General features: G+C 69.8%; 17 protein-coding genes. 12 read left to right on the forward strand and 5 right to left on the reverse strand.

Annotated features, from left to right (window positions below; translation table 11 throughout):
• Positions 1–16 precede the first annotated feature (16 nt).
• A complete protein-coding gene (locus F8M74_RS11645) occupies positions 17–997 on the forward strand; it encodes a hypothetical protein (protein ID WP_141607761.1) in 981 nt (326 codons plus the stop codon).
• 45 nt (positions 998–1,042) lie between these two features.
• Entirely contained in the window at positions 1,043–1,975 is a 933-nt protein-coding gene (gene xerD / locus F8M74_RS11650) for a site-specific tyrosine recombinase XerD (protein WP_141258168.1), read from the forward strand.
• Positions 1,976–2,026: 51 nt separating this feature from the next.
• On the opposite strand, the gene F8M74_RS11655 is transcribed toward xerD, so the two are convergent.
• Positions 2,027–3,199 carry a DUF4388 domain-containing protein gene (locus F8M74_RS11655; protein ID WP_141258169.1) on the reverse strand — a complete coding sequence of 391 codons (1,173 nt, stop codon included), beginning with the start codon at positions 3,197–3,199 and terminating at the stop codon, positions 2,027–2,029.
• Between the two features lie 259 nt (positions 3,200–3,458).
• Here F8M74_RS11655 and trpS point away from each other — a divergent pair, with 259 nt between their 5' ends.
• The 6 genes from trpS to F8M74_RS11685 all read left to right on the forward strand — a co-directional run bounded on the left by trpS (position 3,459) and on the right by F8M74_RS11685 (position 13,130).
• On the forward strand, positions 3,459–4,502 hold the full coding sequence (gene trpS / locus F8M74_RS11660) for a tryptophan--tRNA ligase (protein ID WP_141258170.1): 1,044 nt from the start codon (positions 3,459–3,461) through the stop codon (positions 4,500–4,502).
• Between the two features lie 163 nt (positions 4,503–4,665).
• Positions 4,666–5,535 carry a ScpA family protein gene (locus F8M74_RS11665; RefSeq protein WP_090494444.1) on the forward strand — a complete coding sequence of 290 codons (870 nt, stop codon included), beginning with the start codon at positions 4,666–4,668 and terminating at the stop codon, positions 5,533–5,535.
• Complete coding sequence (gene scpB, locus F8M74_RS11670) at positions 5,522–6,511, forward strand: SMC-Scp complex subunit ScpB (RefSeq protein WP_141258171.1); 990 nt, start codon at positions 5,522–5,524, stop codon at positions 6,509–6,511. The genes F8M74_RS11665 and scpB overlap by 14 nt, the downstream gene beginning before the upstream one ends.
• 24 nt (positions 6,512–6,535) lie before the next feature.
• Positions 6,536–8,800: a pseudouridine synthase gene (locus tag F8M74_RS11675; RefSeq protein WP_141258172.1), complete on the forward strand. Its 2,265-nt coding sequence runs from the start codon at positions 6,536–6,538 to the stop codon at positions 8,798–8,800.
• 86 nt (positions 8,801–8,886) lie between these two features.
• Positions 8,887–11,007 carry a HEAT repeat domain-containing protein gene (locus F8M74_RS11680; protein ID WP_141258173.1) on the forward strand — a complete coding sequence of 707 codons (2,121 nt, stop codon included), beginning with the start codon at positions 8,887–8,889 and terminating at the stop codon, positions 11,005–11,007.
• Positions 11,007–13,130: a cyclic nucleotide-binding domain-containing protein gene (locus F8M74_RS11685; RefSeq protein ID WP_141258174.1), complete on the forward strand. Its 2,124-nt coding sequence runs from the start codon at positions 11,007–11,009 to the stop codon at positions 13,128–13,130. The genes F8M74_RS11680 and F8M74_RS11685 overlap by 1 nt, the downstream gene beginning before the upstream one ends.
• Positions 13,131–13,132: 2 nt before the next feature.
• On the opposite strand, the gene F8M74_RS11690 is transcribed toward F8M74_RS11685, so the two are convergent.
• Positions 13,133–13,831 carry a general secretion pathway protein GspE gene (locus F8M74_RS11690; RefSeq protein WP_171410296.1) on the reverse strand — a complete coding sequence of 233 codons (699 nt, stop codon included), beginning with the start codon at positions 13,829–13,831 and terminating at the stop codon, positions 13,133–13,135.
• 173 nt (positions 13,832–14,004) lie between these two features.
• On the opposite strand from F8M74_RS11690, the gene F8M74_RS11695 reads away from it, so the two are divergent.
• Positions 14,005–14,841 carry a hypothetical protein gene (locus F8M74_RS11695; protein ID WP_171410295.1) on the forward strand — a complete coding sequence of 279 codons (837 nt, stop codon included), beginning with the start codon at positions 14,005–14,007 and terminating at the stop codon, positions 14,839–14,841.
• 15 nt (positions 14,842–14,856) lie between these two features.
• On the opposite strand, the gene F8M74_RS11700 is transcribed toward F8M74_RS11695, so the two are convergent.
• Complete coding sequence (locus F8M74_RS11700; RefSeq protein WP_141258176.1) at positions 14,857–16,104, reverse strand: SLC13 family permease; 1,248 nt, start codon at positions 16,102–16,104, stop codon at positions 14,857–14,859.
• Between the two features lie 121 nt (positions 16,105–16,225).
• Here F8M74_RS11700 and F8M74_RS11705 point away from each other — a divergent pair, with 121 nt between their 5' ends.
• The 3 genes from F8M74_RS11705 to F8M74_RS11715 all read left to right on the forward strand — a co-directional run bounded on the left by F8M74_RS11705 (position 16,226) and on the right by F8M74_RS11715 (position 20,831).
• Positions 16,226–18,643, forward strand: a complete 2,418-nt coding sequence (locus F8M74_RS11705) for a DEAD/DEAH box helicase (protein WP_228559751.1) — start codon at positions 16,226–16,228, stop codon at positions 18,641–18,643.
• A gap of 15 nt (positions 18,644–18,658) precedes the next feature.
• Complete coding sequence (locus F8M74_RS11710; protein ID WP_141279607.1) at positions 18,659–20,230, forward strand: ribonuclease H-like domain-containing protein; 1,572 nt, start codon at positions 18,659–18,661, stop codon at positions 20,228–20,230.
• Between the two features lie 118 nt (positions 20,231–20,348).
• On the forward strand, positions 20,349–20,831 hold the full coding sequence (locus F8M74_RS11715; protein ID WP_163884395.1) for a peptidylprolyl isomerase: 483 nt from the start codon (positions 20,349–20,351) through the stop codon (positions 20,829–20,831).
• An 82-nt stretch (positions 20,832–20,913) separates the two neighbouring features.
• On the opposite strand, the gene F8M74_RS11720 is transcribed toward F8M74_RS11715, so the two are convergent.
• On the reverse strand, positions 20,914–21,891 hold the full coding sequence (locus F8M74_RS11720; protein WP_141256497.1) for a hypothetical protein: 978 nt from the start codon (positions 21,889–21,891) through the stop codon (positions 20,914–20,916).
• Entirely contained in the window at positions 21,888–22,811 is a 924-nt protein-coding gene (locus tag F8M74_RS11725; RefSeq protein WP_141256498.1) for a bile acid:sodium symporter family protein, read from the reverse strand. The genes F8M74_RS11720 and F8M74_RS11725 overlap by 4 nt, the downstream gene beginning before the upstream one ends.
• Positions 22,812–22,892: the final 81 nt, after the last annotated feature.

Consider the following 22,892-nt stretch of genomic DNA (forward strand, 5'->3'; position numbering starts at 1 on the left):
AGAATAGGGGGATTTCTTGGCACAGGGGGGAACACGGCCGAGCTCCGTGGATGTACCGGAGCAGGTCCCAGGGCTGCTCAAGTTATTACTGTTGCTACTGTTCCGGCCGGTGGACCTGCACTACCGGCTGCGGGCCGCGGGCATCCGCGTTCCGGGCGCACGGCTGGGGACGCTGTGTCGCGAGCAGCCCGAGGGAGAGCGGGCCACGGCCGTCTATGTCCGGCGCATGTTGCTGGTGCTGCTCGTCGGCGCGCCGGTGGTGACGCAGGTGCTGGGTCTGGCGCTCGTGACGGCGGGCCTGCCGCTGGAGCGAGGCTGGGTGTTGTCGGCACTGTTCTGCTCGGCGGTGGGACTGCTGGTGGCGCAGGTGTTGGGGCTGGCCGCGGGCGTCCTGCTGGGCTCTCTGTCCAGTCTGGCCACGCTGCTGGGGCTGCACGCCACGGCCGCGGCTGCCTTCGGGCCGGAGTTGGGTGGGGTGGCGGGCATGGTGGTGGGGGTGTGCCTGGGGAGCGTGGCTGGGTTGGCATGTGGGAGCATCAGCGGCATCGCCATTGGCCGGGGCCCCTCCGTGGTGCGGGTCCAGATGGCGGCCATCCTCGCCAGCCTGACGCCGATGCTGCTCTGGAGTGGGACGACGAATGCGTCCTACGCCGGCGCGGTGGCCGCCAGTGCGTTGGTGGCCTTCCTGGTGAGTGCGTTCCGGCTGCCGCTCTATGCGCTGGAAGTGCTGGCATCCGCGGTGGCGTATGCCGTGGAGCGCTGGACGGGGCGGCCCACGCTGGGCTGGGTGCCGGTGCGTCACCACAACCTCAGCTATCTGCCGCATCCCTTCCTGGGGCGGCATCTGGCGCTGGCGGTGCGCTCTCGGCCGGCGGAGGTGCTCGCGGTGGCGGATGCCTGCCTGCGCTCGCCGGGGAACATCGTGGTGGGCTGGCCGTGGGTGGTGCAGGCGCTGGAGTCGGCGTCGCCGGAGGGGGCGAGGGAGCCCCGGGCTTGAGCCGCTGAGTTGCCTCGCCGCGCGCCTCCGGTAGCCTGCGCGGCGATGGAAGGAATGCTCGACGCGTTCATCGCCTTCATCCGCGCGGAGCGCGGACTGTCCGGCAAGACGGTGGACGCCTACGCCGCAGACATCAACGTGTACTTCGAGGACCTGCGCTCCCGCGGCGTCTCCGACGTGACGCAGGCGCGGCAGGAGGACGTGTCCGCGCACCTGGCCGCGCTAGGCAAGCGGGGCTTGGGCAAACGCAGCCAGGCCCGTCACCTGGCGGCCCTGCGCGGCTTCCACCGGTTCCTCGTCGCCGAGCGCATGGCGGAGAAGGACCCGACGGAGGACCTGGACACGCCCCGGTCAGCCCGGAAGCTGCCGTCGTTCCTCACCCTGGAAGAGGTGGAGCAGCTCCTGGCGGCCCCGGACGAGCGCACGTCCACGGGCGTGCGTGACAAGGCCATGCTGGAGGTGCTGTACGCCACCGGCCTCCGCGTGAGCGAGCTGTGTGGGCTGGGCATCAACGACGTGCAGCTCACGGCGGGCTATCTGGTGGCGAAGGGCAAGGGCGCCAAGGAGCGCCTCGTCCCGCTGGGGCGCGTGGCCATCGAGAAGGTCCAGGCATACCTGGCGGAGTCACGGCCAGCGGTGTTGGGGCGGCGCAAGTCCCAGGCGTTGTTCGTCACGCCACGAGGTTCTGGCTTCACGCGGCAGGGCTTCTGGAAGCTGATCAAGCGGTACGCGCTGAAGGCGGGCATCGCGAAGCCGCTGTCGCCGCACAAGCTGCGGCATTCGTTCGCCACACACCTGGTGGAGCGCGGCGCGGACCTGCGCGCCGTCCAGCAGATGCTGGGGCACGCGGACCTCGCCACGACGCAAATCTATACCCACGTGAACGCCGCCCGGCTGCGGTCCGTGTACGACGAGTTCCACCCGCGCAGCGACGTCTTCGTCCCCAAGGCGAAGAAGACGCGGGCCGCCGCGCGGTAGGGGCGGCCCGGGGCCTCGGCGCCGTGGAAGGAACGTTCCGTCCGCTGGCGCTCAGCTCCCCACGCCGTGGATGGGGAGGCCGAACGGGTCCGTGTGGGCCCGCCGGGGTCCGCTCCCTGGCAGCGGGGCCACGCGAATCAGCCCAGACGCCATCAGGCGGTGCACGGAGCGGGACGCGGCGAGCTCGCCCATGGCCGCCGTGCGCAGGGCCTGCCGGATGCTCCGGCTGCCGCGCAGCTTCGAGTACAGGTACAGGTCATCCGCCGTCAGGTCGGGCGGGGTGGGGCGCGGAATCGGCTCGAACACCAGGCGCCCGTCGAGCGCGAAGAGCTCGTCACTGAGGGCCAGCGTCAGGCGAATCTCCGCCTCGCGGTACAGGGCGTGGGCTTCGGGGACGGGGCCTTGCTCCAGGATTTGCGCGGCCAGGGCGACGGCATGGTCATACTGGCCGGCTTCCAGGAAGCGCTTCACCAGGGTGAGCAGCTCCTCCAACTCGGCGGCTTCACCCAATCGGGGGCCGCGGGCCTTGCGCGGGGCCAGGGCACCCCGCCGGTACAGGTGCAGCACCCAGCGCGCGGCGAAGAGCGGGGCCTCCCGGGCGCTCGCCAGCATCTCTCCCAGCGTGGCGCCGCTCGCCGCCAGGTCCAGCAGGACATCCTCTTCCTCCGAGTACGTCTCCACGGCGAACTCGCGGAAGACGCGGAACGTCGTGTCCATCCGAGGGAAGATGTCGCGGAACATGCCCCACTCGCGCTGCCGCGTCACCGCGTCACGGTGCAGGGTGGACAGCGACAGCTTGAGCCCAATCGCCCGGGCTGAGGGCGGAAGGCCAGGGGCGAACCCCACCTCGCCGGACTCCCAGGCGTAGCAGTCGAACAGGGACTCGCGGGCCTTGTGCTCCAGGGCCTCGATGAGGCGGGGCAGCTCTACGAAGCAGCGCTGGACCAGGAAGGTGCCGTAGGGCATGCCCGCTCCCTCGGCCGCTTCGAAGGCCGCCGCGGCGCGGGGGGCGTCCAGGATGCGGAGGTTCACCAGGACTTGGGCCAGGTGCTCGCGCGGGTCGTTGGAGCTCTCGCCCACCAGGTAGCCGTCCTTGACGTGGAAGCAGCGCCGCACCGCGCCACGTTCCACGCTCAGCACCCCTTCAACCCCGGGCGCGCTGAACAGCGGCGGCATCACCAACTGCAAGCGATAGTTGGCGAGACTTCCGTTGAATGGCTCCATGCAGGTGCTTCCTCCAAGGTGGGTTGGCCCGCGTGAGGAGCCCCCAGGGTATCGGCGCACCCCACTGTGATTCAATTGCAAGTGCCTGAATTTGCTTGAGATTTCCTGGTGGGACGCAAAGTTCCAGGGAGAGTCCGTCTTGACTTCGGATACTGAACGGGCGCAGGACACGGGCAACGGACGGTTGCAGGGCCGCGTCGGGTGTGCGAACGAGCCCCGTCCGATTCCCGATTCCGCCCAACCGAATCAGAGCGAGTCCATGCGAATTCTTTCAGGAGTGCAGTCGTCCGGCAGGCTGCACATCGGCAACTACTACGGCGCGCTCCGCCAGTTCGTGCAGCTCCAGGATGAAGGCGAGGGGTACTACTTCATCGCCAACCTGCACGCGCTCACCACCGTGAGGGATCCCAAGGCCGCGCTGGCGCTGACGCGCGAGGCCGCCATGGCCTACCTGTCGCTGGGGTTGGATCCGAAGAAGGCCGTGCTCTTCCGGCAGAGCGACGTGCGTGAGGTGCTGGAGCTGTACTGGATTCTGGGCACCGTGACGCCGCACGCGCACCTGGAGCGGGCCCACAGCTACAAGGACAAGGTGGCCAAGGGCATCAGCCCGGACTTCGGCCTCTTCGCCTACCCGGTGCTGATGGCCGCCGACATCCTGCTCTACAGCGCGGACTTCGTCCCGGTGGGCAAGGACCAGATTCAGCACATCGAGTTCGCGCGCGACTGGGCGGTGAAGTTCAACACCCAGTACGTGCCCGGCTACGACCCGGCCGACCCGGAAGGCAAGGAGCGGGGCCATGCGCCCGGCATCCTCAAGCTGCCCGCGGCGCGCATCCAGGAGACCACCCAGACGGTGCCCGGCGTCGACGGACAGAAGATGTCCAAGTCCTATGGGAACACCATCGAGCTGTTCGGGGACGAGAAGGAAATCAAGAAGCGCATCATGTCCATCAAGACGGACTCGACGCCGGTGGACGCGCCCAAGCCGCTGCCCACGCAGTCGCCGCCGCCCGGGCTCGTCAGCGATGCGCCGCTCTACGACTTGCTGAAGCTGATGCTTCCCGAGTCCGAGTTCGCCGAGGTGGACGCCACCTGGAAGGCGGGCGGGAAGGGCTACGGCGACTACAAGAAGAAGCTCCTGGAGGCCTACCATGCGGCCTTTGGCCCGGCCCGACAGCGGTACGCCGAGCTGGCGGCCGACCCGGGCGAGGTGGAGCGCATCCTCCAGGACGGCGCCAACCGGGCCAGGGCCGAGGCGAGCCGCCTCATGGACCAGGTCCGCAAGGCCGTGGGAGTCCCATGAGTCCGTGCGCCTGAACGGGCTTTCACTGCCGATTGTTTGACCCTCCTGGGGGGCACTGGTATGGGTGTGTGTCCTCCAGGCTCGTGCCCGCTGCCTAAGAAAGTCGGGCCCTTACGCGATGACGCACCCCCACCCACACCGTTGACGCCATCCAGGACATCCGGTGAGTGAGGACCGTCGCTCGCCGACCGATGAGGCCCCTCGTGAAGGGGAGTTGCCGCGGAGTCCTGGCGACAACTTCCGCATCGCGTTGCCCAATTTCGAAGGTCCGCTGGACCTGCTGCTCCATCTCATCAAGGAGCATCGGGTCGACATCTTCGACATTCCGCTGGCGCTGATTACGGAGAAGTACCTCGAGCACCTGGAGCGGATGCGGGAGATCAACCTCGACATCGCCGGGGAGTTCCTGGTGATGGCCTCCACCCTGGCGCACCTCAAGAGCCGCATGCTGCTGCCCCGGCAGGACGTCGTCTCGGCGCAGGAGGGGGCGGAGGTGCTCGCGGTCGCCGAGGAGACCGAGGACCCGCGCGCGGAATTGGTGCGGCGCCTGCTGGAGTACCAGAAGTACAAGGACGCCGCTGAACAGCTCGCCACGCAGGACCTGCTCGGCCGCGACGTCTTCGCCCGCAACGTCCCGGTGGAGGCGGTGCCCATCCCCGAGGAGGAGGTGGGTCTCCAGGAGTTCAGCGTCCTCAAACTGGTGGAGGCGCTCGACCGGGTGCTGGAGCGGTTGCAGCCCAAACTGCAGCATGAGGTGGTCCGGGAGCGCGTGACGCTGTCCGAGGCCATCCTCCGCGTAGTAGAGCGCCTGCGCCCGCATGGACAGGTTCTGTTCGAGAGCTTGTTCACGGAAGAGGAAACCCCGTCGCGACAGGAGGTGGTCATCACCTTCCTGGCCATCCTGGAGATGGTGAAGCGGCGGCTCATCCGGGTGGTGCAGGACGAGCCGCTGGGGCCCATCCTGCTGCTGCCCAACGGGGACGCGCTGGAGAAGCTGGCTCCCACGGAGGTCGACGACAGTGACTACCGGTAGCAACGGACCGCAGGACGAGACTCCCGAACCGGGCACGCCCGGTGGCCCTGGCCCGTTCTCCGAAGAGGAAATCGCTGCTGTCACGGGCCCCGGCCCGGCGGATGAGCTGGACGAGTTTGAAGCGGCCTCCATCGAGGAGGACTCGGACGAGGCGCCTCCAGACCTGGAGACGTCGTTCGAGAAGCTCCTCTCCAAGAGCCGCAAGCTGTCCACGGACCGCATCCGCACCGTCATCGAGAGCGTGCTCTTCGTGGCGGAGCGTCCGCTGTCGGTGGACGAGCTGTACATGGCCACCGGCATCGAGCGGGAGCTCATCGCCGAGGCCCTCAACCAGCTGTCCGGCATCCACCGCGATGGCATCAGTGGCATCGTGCTGTACGAGGTGGCGGGCGGGTGGCAGTTCCGGACGGACCCGCATTCGGGTGAATATGTCCGGCGTTACCTGCGGGTGAAGCCACAGCGGCTGACCCGGGCGGCGGTGGAGACGCTGGCCATCATCGCGTACCGGCAGCCGGTAACCCGGCCAGAAATCGAGGACATCCGCGGCGTGGACTGCGGCGCGGTCATCAAGGCGTTGATGGACCGCAAGCTGGTGAAGATCCTGGGCAAGCGTGAAGAAGTGGGGCGGCCCATCCTCTATGGAACGTCGCGCGAGTTCCTGGAGTTCTTCGCACTGAAGGACCTGTCTGCCCTGCCCACGCTGCGTGAGTTCCACGAGCTGACGCAGGAGCACCGGGAGATCGTCGAGAAGGAAGACAAGCCGGCGCCCCCGGCTGCGGGGACGGTGGAAGCGCTGTCGGACCCGGCATTCACGAAGCGGATGGAGAAGAGCGCGGCGGCCAGTGAAGCCGCGCTGGAGGACCTGGAAGAGGCCATGGCGGCCGCGGACCGGACACAAAAGGTCAGCTCCAGCGTCCTAGACACGACGCCCCCGAACCCCGAGACGGGTGATACGACGGGGCCCAAGCCCGAGTGACGGGCAGCATGGAAGAAGGATGGTATGGCGGCCGAACGACTACAGAAGTACCTGGCCCGCGCGGGAGTTGCTTCGCGCCGGCATGCAGAAGAGCTGATTACCGCGGGCCGCGTCGCGGTGAATAACAAGACGGTGACGGAGCTGGGCAGCCGGGTGGAGCCCGGCACCGACCTGGTGACGGTGGACGGGACGCTCGTCACGCCTCCGGATGAATCCTCCTACTTCCTGCTCTACAAGCCCGTGGGCGTCGTGACGACGCTGTCGGATCCGCAGGGCCGGCCCACGGTGGCCAACTACGTGGAAGAGACGGGCAAGCGCCTGTTCCCGGTAGGCCGTCTGGACTACGACGCCGAGGGCGCGCTGCTGTTCACGGATGATGGGGCGCTGGCGCACAAGCTGACGCACCCCAGCTTCCAGGTTCCGCGCACCTACCTGGCGAAGGTGAAGGGCGCCCCGGACGTGGCCACGCTGGACAAGCTGCGCGGCGGCGTGCGGCTCGAGGACGGCATGGCCACGCCGGTGTCGGTGGGCGTGTTCGAGGCCGCGGAGCGGAACACCTGGCTGAAGATTGTCGTGGCGGAAGGGCGCCCGCACCTCATCAAGCGGCTGTGCGCCGCGGTGGGGCACCCGGTGGTGCGTCTGTTCCGTCCGTCCTACGCCGGCGTGGGCGTGGAAGGGCTGCGCCCCGGCGAGCTGCGTCCGCTCAAGACGAGCGAGGTGGAGCTGCTGCACGCGGTGTCGGATGGCAAGACCGCGCCGCCGACGGGTGAGCTGAAGCTGCCTCCGCGCCGGCATGGCCGGGCGGCTCCAGGCTTCGACTCTGACGATGAGGCGGAGCTGTCCATGGATGATGATGCGCCCGTGGCCGCCAAACCCGCGCGCAAGGCGCCGGCCCGTGCGGCCAAGGCCGCGTCCGCGGGTGGTTCGAGCCTGGCGCGTTTCGGTCGGCCCAAGGGAGCTTCGGCCGAGGGCAAGCCCGCGCGCCGTTCCTTCGGTGGTGACGAGGGCAAGCCCGCGCGCCGCTCCTTCGGTGGTGACGAGGGCAAGCCCGCGCGCCGTTCCTTCGGTGGTGACGAGGGTAGGCCCGCGCGCCGCTCCTTCGGTGGTGACGAGGGTAGGCCCGCGCGCCGCTCCTTCGGTGGTGACGAGGGCAAGCCCGCGCGCCGTTCCTTCGGTGGTGATGAGGGCAGGCCCGCGCGCCGTTCCTTCGGTGGTGACGAGGGCAAGCCCGCGCGCCGTTCCTTCGGTGGTGACGAGGGCAGGCCCGCGCGCCGCTCCTTCGGTGGTGACGAGGGCAAGCCCGCGCGCCGCTCCTTCGGTGGTGACGAGGGCAGGCCCGCGCGCCGCTCCTTCGGTGGTGACGAGGGCAGGCCCGCGCGCCGTTCCTTCGGTGGTGACGAGGGCAGGCCCGCGCGCCGTCCCTTCGGTGGTGACGAGGGCAGGCCCGCGCGTCGTTCCTTCGGTGGTGACGAGAGCAAGCCCGCGCGCCGCTCCTTCGGTGGTGACGAGGGCAGGCCCGCGCGCCGTTCGTTTGGTGGCGATGAAGGGGCGCCGCGCGGCCGTTCCTTCGGCGGTGACAAGGCAGGCGCGCCGCGTGGCCGTGGTGCGGGCCGCTCCTTCGGCGGTGATGAATCGGGCGCTCCTCGGAGCCGTGGTCCGGGGCGGTCCTTCGGCGGTGACGAGGGCGGCGCGCCGCGGAGTCGCGGTGCGGGTCGCCCATTCGGTGGTGCTGGCGGCGCCCGTCGCTCGTTTGGCGGTGACGAGGGCGGAGCCCCCAAGAGCCGTGGCGCGGGTCGTCCGGAGCGCCGTGAGTGGAGCGCGGGCGGAGACGCCGCACCGCGGACTCGCGCACCGCGCGCCGGTGGCGAAGGCCGTCCGGAGCGCAAGTCGTGGGGTGCTGGCGGCGGCGCCGGCCGTGCCCCGCGAGGTGAAGGCCGTCCGTACTCGCCCCGTTCCGGAGGCGCGGGTGCTGGCCGCCCGGAGCGCCGTGAGTGGAAGCCTCGCGCCGAAGGGGCAGACGCTCCGCGTGGCCGGGGTGGTCCTCGCCGTGAAGGCTCCGAAGGCGGACGCCCCGCACGCAGCACCTGGACGCCCACCGACGAAAGCGGGAATCCCCGTGAACGCGTCGTCCGGGCCGGGGCTCGCAAGGGTCCTCCCTCCGAGAAATCCGGCGGATTCCAGGACTGGGGCAAGAAGAAGGAGCGGGCAAGCGCCCCGAGCTGGAGCAATGAGCGTCCCCGAGGCGGCGCGGGCCGGCCTCCTCCCCGGGGGCCTCGCCGTCCGCGTTGATACATGACGCGGTGGATTGGGCGGGAATCGAGGGGGATTGATATAACCGGCGCCGACTCCTACACCGTTTCCCTCACCGGAGACCGATGCGAACCGGCGCACGCCCCCTCATTCTCGCACTTGCCCTGCTCCTCGGCTGCAACGGCAGCAGGGACCAGCTTCTTGCGGACCTCCAGAGTCCTCGTCCGGAGGTCCGCGCTCTCGCGGTGAAGAAGCTGGCCGGGCAGGGCAACCCGGATGACCTGGTCCTCTTCACTCGAGCGGCGAAGGACTTCGCCGCCATCGTCCGGGCCGAGGCCGCCGTGGCGCTGGGAGAGAGCCAGGACGCCCGCGTCGTGGACCTCCTGGGCGAATTGCTCGAGGACCAGGACGAAGAGGTCCAGGGCCGCGCCGCCATGGCGCTGTCCAAGGTGAACAACGAAAAGGCCAAGGCGTACCTCACGCTCCAGTACGGACGGCGGGGCCGGGCCACGCGTCAGGTCATCGTCCAGGCCCTGAAGAACGCCAACGTTCCGGGTGCCATGGCGGAGGTGGTCGCCGCCGAGGCCCGCTCGCAGTGGGACCGCAACCAGCTCGCGTTGACCGAAGGCGCGCTGCCCGAGCGCGTGGGCGCCGCCGAGGAGCTGGGCAAGAGCGGTCGACCCGACGCCGTCAACCGGCTGCTGCCCATGGTTCGCGACAGCCAGGTCATCCTCGCCGCCGCCGCCGTGCGCGGGCTGGGTGACGCCGGCGACAAGCGCGCAGTGGCCCCCATCGCGTTGCTGCTGGAGGAGAACTTCCCCGAGCTGCGCGAGTCCGCCATCCACGCGCTGACGAAGCTCCGGGATCCGGTGGCCACGCAGCGCCTCCAGTTGGTGGCGGTGGAGAAGAGCGCCGTCAGCCCGCTGGCCATCGACGCCATCGTGTCCTTCTCTCGGACGCCGCAGACGGATGCTTCGCTGTGCGCCATCGTCATGGAGGGCGCACCGGCGGAGGCGCTCGTCGCGGGCCGGAGCATGCGCACACGCGGCGGCTGTCCGGTGGACACCATTGGCGAGCGGCTGGCACGTCCGGCCACGGCCGCCAGTGGCCTCCAGGCCGTCGAGGGGCTGGGACCCGCGGCGCTGCCGCTGCTCGGCAAGGTGGTACCGTGGCTGAGCCATCCGGACGCCACGCTGCGCCTGCTCGCGGTGGAGGCCGTGGCGGAGGTGGGGGATGCCTCCGTGGTGCCCGCGTTGCAGAAGCTCTACGAGCAGGAGGTCAAGGGACTGGAAGCGCTGCGCGCCGACTGGGTGACCCAAGCGCTCCCGGAGAAGTTCGGCGTGGGGTTCGACCCTTCGACCATGCCGCCCACCCCGTCGACGCCTGGCATGAAGGATGACCGGCCGTCGCGGCACGCGGACCTGCTGGGACGCGTGAAGGAGCTCAATGCCGCCCGGGTGCGTGAGTCCGGACGGGACGTGGTGCGGCACCGCGTGCCCACCGAGCTGTACGACGACGTGGCACCGGAGCGGCTGGTGCCGCTGGCGACGCTGCTGCGAGCGTTGGGGGCGCTGAAGGCGCCCGGGGCCCTGGAACTGCTCACCGGCTACACCCAGGATTCCAGCGCCGCGCTGCGCGTGGCGGCCCTGGTGGGACTGGCGCGGCTGGGCCCCGAGGGCGTCAACGTGGCCAAGGCCGGGCTCGTCGAGCCGGACCGCGACCTGCAGAAGGCCCTGGCCCAGGCGCTGGCGGAGGCCGGCGAGGCAGGGCAGGCCGCGCTCATCGAGGTGCTGCCGAAGATGGGGAGCGAGAAGCTGCTGGTGTTGGATGCGCTCACGCGCGCCGGCGCTGTGCCGGGCTCCGCTTCCGCGCAGCTCCAGGCCGTGGTGCGCGAAGGTGGACCGGAAGCGGCGCTCGCGGCGGCCCTGCTGGGACGGATTCAGGCGAAGGACGCCGTGCCCACGCTGGTGAAGGCGCTGGACGAGCCCAACAGCGTGGCCCGCCGCGACGTGCTGCTGGCGCTGGGGAGCATTGGCGACGCGCAGGCGGCGGACGCGGTGGCCAAGGACCTGTTCCACGACCTGCCCGAGATTCGCGCCGCGGCGGCTTCGTCGCTCCGGAAGCTGGGCAGCGCCGCGCATGCGGACCAGTTGGATGCCCTCAAGGCGGACTACTTCCGGACGGTGCGTGAGGCCGCGGGCGCCGCACCGGCGTCCGAGAGCACCGCGTCGGAGGGCGCCCGCTGATGGAGTTGCGCAAGCTCAAGGACAAGGCGTCCGAGGCTTTCACCAAGGGACGCTTTTCCAAGGCGGCGGAGCTCTACGAGGACTACTGCCGGGCCGAGCCCAAGGACCATCAGTCACGCCTGCGCTCCGGGGATGCCTGGGTGAAGGCGGGGCAGCGGGACCGAGCCATCTCGGCCTATCAATCCGCTGCGGAAGGCTTCGCGCGCGAGGGGTTCCTTCCGCGCGCCATCGCCGCGAGCAAGCTCATCCTCGAACTGGACCCCGCGCACCGTGGCGTGCAGCAGATGCTCGCGGACCTGTACGCGCGCCGGGGAACGCTCATGGGCGCACGTGCCCGGGGCCCGATGAGCAGCGCGTCGTCCGTGGCGGTGAAGACGTCCTCCGCGCCTGCTGGGACGTCGCGCCTGCCCGAGGCAGTGCGCGCGGCCGTCGCCGCCATTGATTTGAGGGAGGGGTTGGCGGCCGACGGTCCCGCGGTGGACCTGTCCGCGGAGCTGCCTCCAGAGCTGGTGTTGTCCACCGATGCGTCCACGGGTGGCACCGAAGAAGTCGTCCACTCGGTCGAGGTAGGACTGGCGTCGGAAGAGGGGACCGCTGGCGTGGAGTTGACGCTGGACATGGAGCCCGTCGTTGCAGGGACGCTGGTGGACGACGCGTGCGGAACCGATTCGATGACGTCCGAATTGGCCACGTCTGTCCAGGCATCCACGAGCGTGGCGGCCTCAATCCCTCCCGCGATGGCTATCCGTGAGCCAGAAGCACCGCCGCTCGCGACCCGGATTCCCGCTGTTCAACCTGGAGGCGCGCGTCCGGCGACGAGCGCGTTGCCACCAGGACTGGCACCGCGCGCGTCGCAGCGCCTGCCCGCCGTGGGCGCTGCTCGCGCGCCCGAACCCGCGCCGTCCGCACCGCCACGGTCCGTCTCGAACAGCGGCCGCTGGCAAGCCCTGTCGTCGCCCATCACCACGCAGGCAGCGCCCGCCGCTTCTGAAGCCGCGGCCTCCTCCGCGCCCCCTGGGCTGCGGTCGCGCCGTGCCGACCCACCGGCCCCCGCGGGCGCCACCGCGCTCCCGGGCCACGACCTGTCACCCGCGCTGAGCGCCTCCTTCCGGACGGCGACGAGTCTATCCTCCTTCACTGAGTTGGAGCTGGAAGCCGACTCCCTGTTGCACGCGGTGGAGCTGGCCGCGCAGGCGGGCTTGGATCGACAAGGCCTGGGGGCCGCGTCCATCAGCGACGGCCTCGAGGAAGAGATCTACAGCCTGACGGAGGAGGTCCCTCCCGAAGCGGGTTCCCTGGACGCGCTGCCATCGATTCCGCTCTTCTCGGACCTGCCTCGCGACGCCTTCATCGAGCTGTTCGAGCGCTGCCCGCTGCGCCGCTTCGGCCCGGGCGAGCGAATCATCGACCAGGGCAGCCACGGCGATGCTTTCTACGTCATCTGCGAGGGCGCGGTGCGCGTCTTCCGGACGGAGGAGGGCCAGCGCCAGGACATCGCGACGCTCGAAGGAGGCACCTTCTTCGGAGAGATGGCCCTGCTGTCCGGCGCGGCGCGCACGGCCTCGGTGGAGTCCGCGTCCGACGACACGCAGCTCCTGGAGATCTCCGCCAGCGTGCTCGCCGAGCTCTCGGGAAGCCACCCGCAGGTGGCCCAGGCCCTGAAGAAGTTCTGCCGGCAGCGAATGCTGACGAACGTGATGAACACGTCGGAGCTGTTCCGCCTCTTCGGACGGAAGGACCGGCGCGCGCTCGTGGAGCGCTTCCGCTCCCGGGACGTGGAGCGTGACGCCGTCATCATCCGTGACGGCGACCCGACGGACGGCCTCTACGTGGTCCTGTCCGGCGAGGTGGAGGTGCGCAAGGACGGCCACCTGCTGACGCAGCTCCGGGAAGGGGACGTGTTCGGAGAGATTTCCCTGCTCCAGAAGACGCCTGCCACCGCGACCGTCACCGCCACCCGGCACACCACGCTGCTGCGGTTGCCGCGCGCCGACTTCGACGCGCTCATCTCCAGCCACCCGCAGATCCTGGCCCTGATCTCCGACATGAGCGACGAACGGCTCCGGCGCACGCAGCGCGTGCTGACCGAAGCCGGCGCCGAGGAAGACCTCATCCTCGTCTGACGTCAGCGCACCTTGGCGAGGTAGTCGTCTCGCGTCACCAGGCCGCGCGTCTCCAGAAGCTCCAGCATGGCCCGCAGCGAGCGGGCCTGCTGGGCGACCATCCGCTCCAGCCCCGCCACCTGCTGCGTCAGCTCCTCCACGCGCTGGGTGAGCTCCGTCTCACGGCCGGGCTGCGTCAGGGCCGCCGAGGCCGCGCGCACGGCCATCGACACGGGAGCGCTTTCGGCCGGGGGCGCCAGCTCGAAGGTGGGCTCGTCCATGCCGAAGGACAGCGGGGTCGCCGTCGTGGAGGTGACCTCCCCGTGGTAGTGGCGGCGGATGGCGCGCTCGATGGACGAGGCGCTCGAGACGACCACCTGGAGGCGCTGGCCACAGTGGAAGGCCAGCTCCTGGAACGCCTCCACGTTGGTGGGGTCGGCGGTGGCGACGGTGAGTGTCTTCGTGGCCGGATCCGCGGCGATGGGAAAGACGGTGTAGCGCTCGGCGATGTCCGCCCGGAGCGCCTGCAGCGCCGCCGCGGACGCAGTGTGCTGCTCCAGATCCACCGTGGGAATGGCGAGCTGCCGCGACAGGGCGTGGACCATGGAGCTTTCGTCCACGTACCCCATCTGCACCAGGGTGAGGCCCAGCTTGCCGCCCCATTTGCGTTGTTCCGCGAGGGCGGAGCGGAGCTGGGTTTCCGAGAGGAGCCCGGCGTCCATGAGAATCTCCCCAAGCCGGCGCTTGCGGCCAGGGAGCGAGACAGAGGGTGTGACAGGCGGCTGTTTCACGACTGTGAAGCATAGCAGCCAGTCAGGCACGACCGCAGACCAGCCAACACCCAGGAGGCCGGGGAGGAGCGTGAGGGCCGGGAATGGGGTAGAACAGTCCCTACATGACGCGACGGATACTGCCGTTTCTCGCACTGCTGCTGGCTTCGGGCTGTGCGTCGCAGCGCCTGGCTGGCGCGGACCTGGACCGCGTCCGGCGTCCGGCCTTCATCTCCCGCATCGAGGACGGGGCCGGCCCCAAGAGCCACGTGTTCCGCGAGGACTCGGCGTACCGGAACAAGCTCAAGAAGCTGGAGCCGGTGGAGGCGGACCGGCGGCTGACAGTGAAGCTGCTTCAGGCCGTCACGCGCTTCGAGATCTCCGAGCGCCTCCGGGTCACCACGTTGTCGCAACTGCCGCGTGAGTTCCCGTGGACGCACGTGGTGGACCCCGCGCGGGTGGCCTCGGTGCTGGAGAGCTTCCTGGTGGAGGAGGTGCCGGCCAACGCGCCGGACTACGACCTGGTGGCGTCGCTGGGCGCGGACACCATCGTCGAGTTCGTCATCCAGGACTACGGCATGCGCAGCGATGACGGCCGCGCGGGCGCGTACCTGCGAGGCTATGGCCGCATGTTCACCCTGGACGGGCGCACGGAGGTGTGGCGCCGCACGTTCGCCATGGACCAGGTGGCCGAGGGCAAGGAGCACCTGGACCCGTTCAAGGTGGGCAAGGATCCGTCACTCTTCCGCGCGGCGATGACGTCCATGCTGGACGAGCTGGCGCAGATGTTCGTGAAGGACCTGACGCCCACCGACCGCGGCGGCGCGCCGCCGCCCCGGGCTTCCGCGGCGGCTTCGGACGTGGTTCCCGGCAAGGCGGGCGCCCCGGCTCCGGCACCCGAGGCGACGAAGCCTCCGGAAGACGAGCTGGCGCCCGGCGAGCTGCCGGACCCCGACCCCTGAGTCACACGGCCTGCGTCAGAACAGCGCGTGCTCCACCAGGAGCACGGTCAGCCCCACGGCGAAGCTGACGAGCGTCACCGGGAGGCCCACGCGGAGGAAGCGGAGGAAGCTCATGTTGACCTTCCCGCGCGCGGCCTCGAACACGATGAGGTTGGCCACGCTCCCCACCAGCGTGAGGTTGCCCGCCAGCGTGGAGCCGAGCGCGAGCACGTGCCAGCCCAGCTCCACGTCGTGCAGCGTGGGCACCCACGTCCGCGCCAGCATGACGAAGGGCACGTTGCTGAACAGGTTGGACGCCACCAGCGTCAGCCCCGCGAAGCCCAGCGTCTCCCGCAGGGGCGGGCCCGCCATGAGGGGCTCGAACAGGACGCGGATGTCCTCCGCGTAGCCGTGCTTGTTCACGCCATAGACGACCACGAACAGGCTGGCGAAGAAGAGCAGCAGCACCCAGTCCACGCGCTCCAGCGCCTCGCGTGGCTCGCGGCGGGCCAGTGCCATCACCAGGGCCGCGCCGGCCAGGGCGCTCCAGCTCATGGGCAGCCCGGCGAAGAAGGCCACGACAACCCCGGACAGCACCGTCAAGGTGAGCACCATCATGCCCCGGTCCACTGGCGGAGGCGGAGGGTGGGGCTCGAATTGCTTCACGGGCAGGTCATGCCGGAACAGGTACAGGAGTCCGGCGGCGACCACCGCCGTGGAGAGCAGGGCAGGCAGGGCCATGTACGCCGCGAAGCTGGCGTAGGACAGCCCGGAGGCTCCCTGGATGAGCATGTTCTGCGGGTTGCCGGTGAAGGTCGCCACCGAGCCGCTGTTGCTGCCCATGCACACCGCGAGCAGGTACGGAGCCGGCGGCAGGCGCGCGTCCTCCACGGTGGCCAGCACCAGGGGCGTGAGCATCAAGCACACGGTGTCATTCACCAGGAACGCGGACAGCGCGGCCGAAATGAACGTCACGGCGAGCAGCAACCGCCGGGGCGTGTGCGCCCTGCGCACGGCCCACGCGCCCGCGGTGCGGAAGAAGGACGCCTGGGACATGTACGCTGCCAGCAGCATCATCCCCAGCAGGAGGACGATGGTGTCCGCGTCGATGGCGTGACGGTTCGCGTCGGCGCTGTGGTTGTAGACCTCGGCGGGCGTGACGACGCCGAAGACGACCATCAGCACGGCGCCCAGCAGCGCGCCACCGGGGCGGTCCAGCTTCAGGTACGGAAGGCGCGCACCGGCGATGAAGACGTAGGTGAACAGGAAGATGGCGAGGGCCACGGCGCGGCACACTAGTGGAGTGCCCGGACGTCCGCCTCTGCGCGTATTGGCTGGAGCTCAAACCAATGAGGTGCGCTCCCGCGTTGTTTGCCTCGGTATACGTCTGTACAGTGCCCGGCCCATGAAGCCAGAGAAGGAACCGGGCGCTTTCGGAGGGGCCCGTCGCACGCCGTGGAACGCGCCTCGCGGGTTGGACTCCGTGTTGGATGGGTGGCGGTCGGACCGGCAGCTCCGCTCCTGCTTCGTCCTGGATGAGGCCACCCCCGCGCGGGCTGGCGTCTTCGCGCCCATTCCGGAAGAGGTGGCGCCCCAGGTGCGCGACGCGCTCGAGAAGCGGGGCATCCAGCAGCTCTTCTCGCACCAGGCGGAGGCGTACCGGCTGGCTCGGGCGGGCCAGAGCCTGGTCATCGCCACGCCCACCGCCTCCGGCAAGAGCCTTTGTTACAACCTGCCGCTGCTGGACCGCTTCGCGCGGGAGCCCCAGGCGCGGGCGCTGTACCTGTTTCCCACCAAGGCCCTGTCCAGAGATCAGGAAGAGTCCCTGCGCGCGCTGATGCGCGAGGCGGGCCTGTCCCACGGCGCCATCACCTTCGATGGTGACACGCCGGCGGATGCGCGCCGGGCCGCGCGGGAGCGCAGCGGCGTGCTGCTCACCAACCCGGACATGCTGCACACGGGCATCCTCCCGCATCACGCGAGCTGGGCGCGCCTGTTCTCCAATCTGCGCTACGTCGTCATCGACGAGCTGCACACGTACCGGGGCGTCTTCGGCTCCCACCTGGCCAACGTGCTGCGCAGGCTCCAGCGCGTGGCGCGCTTCCACGGCGCGGACCCGGTGTTCGTCGCGGCGTCGGCCACCATTGGCAATCCGGAGGCCCACGCTCGGCGGATGCTCGGGCGGGACGTGACGCTGGTGTCGGAGAGCGGGGCGCCTTCCGGCGAGCGCCGCGTCATGGTGTTCAACCCGCCCGTGGTGAACGCGGAGCTGGGCATCCGGGCCAGCTATCTCAAGACGGCGGTGCGGCTGACGGCCGACCTGGTGCGCGCGGGCGTGTCGACGCTGCTCTTCGGACAGTCGCGCAACAACATCGAGGTGATGCTCAAGTACCTCCGCGACCGCTTCATCGAGGAGAAGTTGGACCCGTCCCTCATCCAGGGCTACCGCGGTGGGTATCTGCCGGGCACGCGGCGCGCCACGGAGGCGGCGCTGCGTGCGGGGGAAGTACGCTGCGTGGTGGCCACCAACGCGCTGGAGCTGGGCATCGACATCGGCTCGCTGGACGCGGTGGTGTGCGCGGGCTACCCGGGCTCGGTGGCGGCGCTGATGCAGCGATTCGGCCGGGCAGGGCGGCGCGGTGAGGGGAGCCTGGCGCTGCTGGTGACATCGAGCGCGCCGCTGGACCAGTACCTCGCCGGCGACCCGCGCTTCCTCGTGGGCTCGCCGGTGGAGCACGCGCGCATCGACCCGGACAACGTGGAGATTCTGGTCCAGCACCTCAAGTGCGCGTCCTTCGAATTGCCGTTCGAGGAGGGAGAGCCCTTCGGAGACGTGCCGCCGGAGTCCACCACGGAGGCGCTCGGGTTCCTCGCGCAGCACGAGGTGGTGCACCCCACCGTGGGCGAGGCGGGCCGTCGCGTGTTCCACTGGTCCACGGATGCGTATCCGGCCAACCACGTGTCACTGCGCAGCGTGGGCTGGGACAACGTGGTCATCATCGAGAAGGGGACGGACCGGACGCTGGCGGAGATGGACTTCCGTTCGGCGCACACGATGCTGCACGAACAGGCCATCTACCAACACGAGGCCGAGCAGTATCAGGTCGAGCGCTTCGACTACGAGAACCACAAGGCCTTCGTGCGGAAGGTGGCGCCGGACTACTTCACCGACGCGATGACCTACGTGCGCGTGCACGTCATCCAGGAGGACCAGGCCGCGCCCATGGGCCCGGACCTTCAGGCGGGCATGGGGGAGGTGAGCGTCATCGAGAAGGTCGTCGGGTACAAGAAGATCAAGTACCACACGCATGAGAACGTTGGTTACGGCGACGTGGCGCTGCCGGAGATGCAGATGCACACCACGGCGCTCTGGCTGACGGTGCCGGAGACGGTGGTGCGCGCCATGTGGGCGCCGCGACCGGCGGTCATCGATGCGCTTCGCGGCCTGACCACGGCGCTCCGCACGGTGGCGTGCGTGGGGTTGATGATCGACCCTCGGGATATCGGCAAGACACTGGGGAGCCGGGATGACGCGGAGGGACCGCCACGCAAGGATGGTGGCGTGGGCTTCGACCCGACGCTGTTCTTGTACGACAACGTGCCCGGCGGCGTGGGGCTGGCGGCGCGGCTGTACGACCAGCGAGACGAGCTGCTGAGCCGTGCGCGCCGACTGTTGGAGGCGTGCACGTGCGAGGATGGCTGTCCGGCGTGTATCGGCCCTGCGGCGGGTGCGATGCCGGGACAGGCGCCCGTGGACCCGCATCCGCGCAAGCGACTGGCGCTCGAAGTGCTATCGGCGCTGGGCATCGCGGGAATGCAGTAACCGGGAGGCGCGGCCGTGGACCTCAAGCGCAAGCTGGCGCGCCTGACGAGCGTGGGCCCCGGGGGCAAGGCACCCCCGAAGCCCCCCGTGGCGGAGCCACAGGCCGAGCCCGCCGCGCGCGCTGATTCCACGCCCGCGCCTGGGGCCGAAGCAGGCGTGCCCGACGCGCTCGCCGCGCAGTTGGCGAAGCTGGTTCAAGTCCGGCGCATGGAGGCGCCGTCCACGCCCGCCGGCGCGGAATCACAGGTCGCGCGCGCGGAGGGCACGGGGGAGGCCCCGGCAGCACCCCCAGTCACAGCCTCGCCTCCACCCGCCCCCCGAGATCCCCGCATCGACAGCCTGCGTCGGATGCTGTCGGACTGGTCGGAGCGTCAGGGCCTGGCCGCCGCGCGCCGAGGCACGCCACCGCCAGCACCCCCTGGCCCACTGCCCGTGGAGTCCCGTGCCACGGCCCACGGCACGGTCCACATCTCCGAGCGCATCCTCTCCCCGGAACACCACCACGGCTCCGCGCCTCTCGCCGCGGCCCTGGACGTGGAAGGCCCCCTGGTCGCCAGCCTCGCGCTGCACGCGGACCTGGCGGGCGTGGACTTCCAGCGGATGCTCTTCCTGGACACGGAGACCACCGGGCTCGCGGGAGGAACGGGCACCGTGCCATTCCTCGTGGGGCTGGCGTGGTTCGAGGGCCGCTCGCTCAAGGTGCACCAGCTCTTCCTGCGGCGCCTGGGAGAAGAGGCCCCCATGTTGCGCTCGCTCGCCGAGCGCATGGCCGCGTCCTCCTGCCTCGTCACCTTCAACGGCAAGAGCTTCGACTGGCCGCTCCTGCGGACGCGCTTCGTCCTCAACCGCGTCCCCGCACCCGTGGAGCTGCCCCACCTGGACCTGCTCCACTGCGCCCGCCGCGTCTTCAAGCACCGGGGCGCCGGCACGCGACTGGTCCACCTGGAAGACCAGGTCCTCGGCTTCCGGCGCGTCGACGACGTGGATGGCTCGCTGATTCCCGACCTGTACTTCCGCTACCTGCGCGGCGGAGACGGCTCGGCGCTGACGCCCGTGCTGGAGCACAACGTCAACGACCTCCTCCTCCTGGCGGCCCTGCTCGGTGAACTGGTCCGCCGCTTCCGAGCAGGGGACCCAGGCGCCTCCGTGCCCCGGGACGCGGACCCTCGCGACCTGCTCGGCTTCGCGGGCGTGGCGCTCCGGGCCCGCGACTACGAGCGCGCCCAGGCCTTCGCCCGGGCCGCGGCGGCGGGGGACACCGGCGCCGTGGGCATCGAAGCCCTGGCCCTGGCCTCCCGGCTGTCACGCAAGGCGGGTGACGCCTCGGCCGCGGCGGCGCACCTGCACCAGGCACTGAAGACCGCCCAGGGCTTCCAGGCCGCGACGCTGCACCTCCAGCTCACCAAGCTGTACGAGCATGGCCTCAAGGACCTCGCGCGGGCGCTGCACCACGCGAAGCTGGCCTCGGCGGCGGAGCTGCCTGTGGACCACCACCGCCGAATCCTTCGCCTGGAAACGCGCCTGGCCCGGAGCACCCGGGCGGCCTCGCTGGACCTGGGAATGGGGAGCCCTCGCTCGGGAACCTGACGATTCTGGGCTTCCGCACCACTGGAATCGGACAGTCGATCCGAGAGGGACGCTCGCCCCATTGTCAGACAGGCACATGATTGAGGCACTCGCCACGGCCGTGCGCTATGAGGGCCCCATGAAAATTACCAAGGACAGCGTCGTCTCCATCGATTTCCGCCTCCACCTCGGCGACGGCAAGGCCGTGGACGAGAGCGAGCCGGGGGAGCCGCTCGTCTATCTGCAGGGGCACGAGGAAATCGTCCCGGGCCTGGAGAAGGCGCTCGAGGGCAAGGCGCGTGGTGACACCCTCCAGGTGACGGTGGGGCCCGACGAGGGCTACGGCGACTACGACCCGGAAGGCATCGAGGAAGTCCCGAAGACGGAGTTCCCGGAGGGCCTGGAGCTGGTGGCAGGCGGCGTGCTCAGCGCCACCGACCCGGACGGGGACGAGGTGGACTTCTTCATCAAGGAAGTGAAGGCCGACTCCGTGCTGGTGGACTTCAACCACCCCCTGGCCGGCAAGACGCTGCACTTCGAGGTCACTGTGCGGGACGTCCGCGCCGCGACGGCCGAGGAGCTGGAGCACGGCCACGCCCACGGGCCCCACGACGAGCACTGATTCGGACGGGCACCTTCGCGGGCCCATCCTTGCTTCAACGCCGGGCGTCCCCAAGACAGGACGCCCGGCGGAAGTCCTCCGCCTAGCCGCCCAGGAAGTCGGACGTGAAGGCGAAGGCGCCCATCATGTAGGGCAGGGCGCCGCCTCGGTTCGGGTGGTTCAGGTACCACGCGAAGTTCAGCAGGATCGTCGGCCGGTTGAACGACGAGCCCTCGCGCGTGTTCAGGGCGTACGCCATCATGGGGCCGATGCGCGTGTGGCTGTTGTCCACGTTCTGCGCTCCACCCGAGCCATCCTGGTAGCGCGGCCACACACCGCTGAAGCGGGCCCCCAGCGTGAGCTGCGGCGTCGTCAGCATCATCAGGTCGGTGTCATTGGTGAACACCCATCCCCGGCCGGGGATGAGCGTGTCCAGCAGCGCGTCGTAGAAGGACGCACCGTTGCCCTCGCGCAGCGCCACGTTCCAGTACTCGATGGACGCCTTGCTCCGCACCACGAACGAGCCGAAGCGCGCCTGGAGCGTGGGCTCCACCATGTAGTGGTGACCGGAGGTGCTGTACGCGTCGTTCTCCGTCAGGTCGCGCGCGTCGTCGGAGAAGTCCAGCATCGGGTTGTTGTACGACTGGAGGAACCCGAAGGTGCCGAAGTACCGGACGTACTCATAGGTCGCCCGCAGGTTGAAGATGGCCAGCGGCTGAATCTCGAAGACGGGGCCAATCTTCACCGAGGCCGGGTTGGCCTTGATGGCGAACGCGCCGTTGACGAAGTTGTCGCGCGTCAACATGGACTCGCCGTCGAACATCCGCTTCTGGAGGACGAGCCGGTTCTGGGTCTCCATGCCCAGCGGGTTCCAACGCAGGAAGTTGATGTTGGCGAAATACAGACGGGTGTCGGGCCCCAGCGGCGGGAGCGTGGTGGCCGTGGGTGCGTCCGTGGGCGTGGGGGCTGTCTGCGGAGTCGACGGCAGGGCAGCGGCTTCGGGCTCTTCGGCGGCGGCTGGTGCGGAGAATCCCAGGCAAAGTGACAGGGAAAGCACGGACAGCGGTCGACGCAGCGTCATCGAGACACCTTCTCGGGGAGTGACGTGGGGGTGCGGTGTACAGCGGGGTCCTGCTCATCCGCGTAGCGCCGGCTGACATAGAAGCCGAAGGCCGCCGCGGTGAAGTACATGATGAGGCTGTAGATGGCCGGGGGAATGGCCATGGTCGAGTTCGCCAGCAGCGTCGGGCTGAGCGCGATGGCAATCGCAAGCATTCCGTTGTGAATGCCAATCTCCATTCCAATGGCAACCGCTTGCCGCCGGGGCAGGCGCAGCAGGATGGGCACGAAGTAGCCCACCGCGAGGCTCACCAGGTTGAAGGCCAGCGCCGCCGGGCCCACCTGGCGGAAGAAGCTGAGCGCATTCGCGCGCTCCGTGTACACGGACGCGCCAATCACCGCGACGAGGAAGAGGGTGGACAGGATGCGAATGGGCTTGTCCATGCGCTGCGCCACGGCCGCGCTGCGCGAGCGGATGAACATGCCCAGGCTCACCGGCCCCAGCACGATGAGCACCACCTGCACGATCTTCGCGAACTGCATGGGGACCGCGCGGCCCTCGTCCATGAAGTGCGCGAGCGACAGGTTGATGATGAGCGGCAACGTGACGAGCGACAGCGCGCTGTTCACCGCCGTCAGCGTGATGTTGAGCGCCACGTCACCGCGGGCCAGGTGGCTGAAGAGGTTCGCCGTCGCGCCGCCAGGGGACGCTGCCAGCAGCATCAGTCCCACCGCCAACTCCGGCGGCAGACTGAAGGCGTGGGCGATGAGCAGGCACGCCACCGGCAACACCAACATCTGGCAGCCGAGGCCCACCAGGATGGCGCGCGGATAGACAATGACCCGCTTGAAGTCCGCCAGCGTCAGCGTCAGGCCAAGCCCGAGCATGATGACGGCCAGCGCCAGCGGCATGAGTACCGCCGTGAATACATTCGACTGCATTCGCCCCCCGATGGAGTGTCCAGTGTTGAGCATTAGCGTCGCGCAAGAGGGCGGGGCGCTTCAAGCGTCTCCGCTCTCAAA

It is taken from the genome of Myxococcus sp. CA023 (assembly GCF_010998615.1).
Lineage (GTDB): Bacteria > Myxococcota > Myxococcia > Myxococcales > Myxococcaceae > Myxococcus.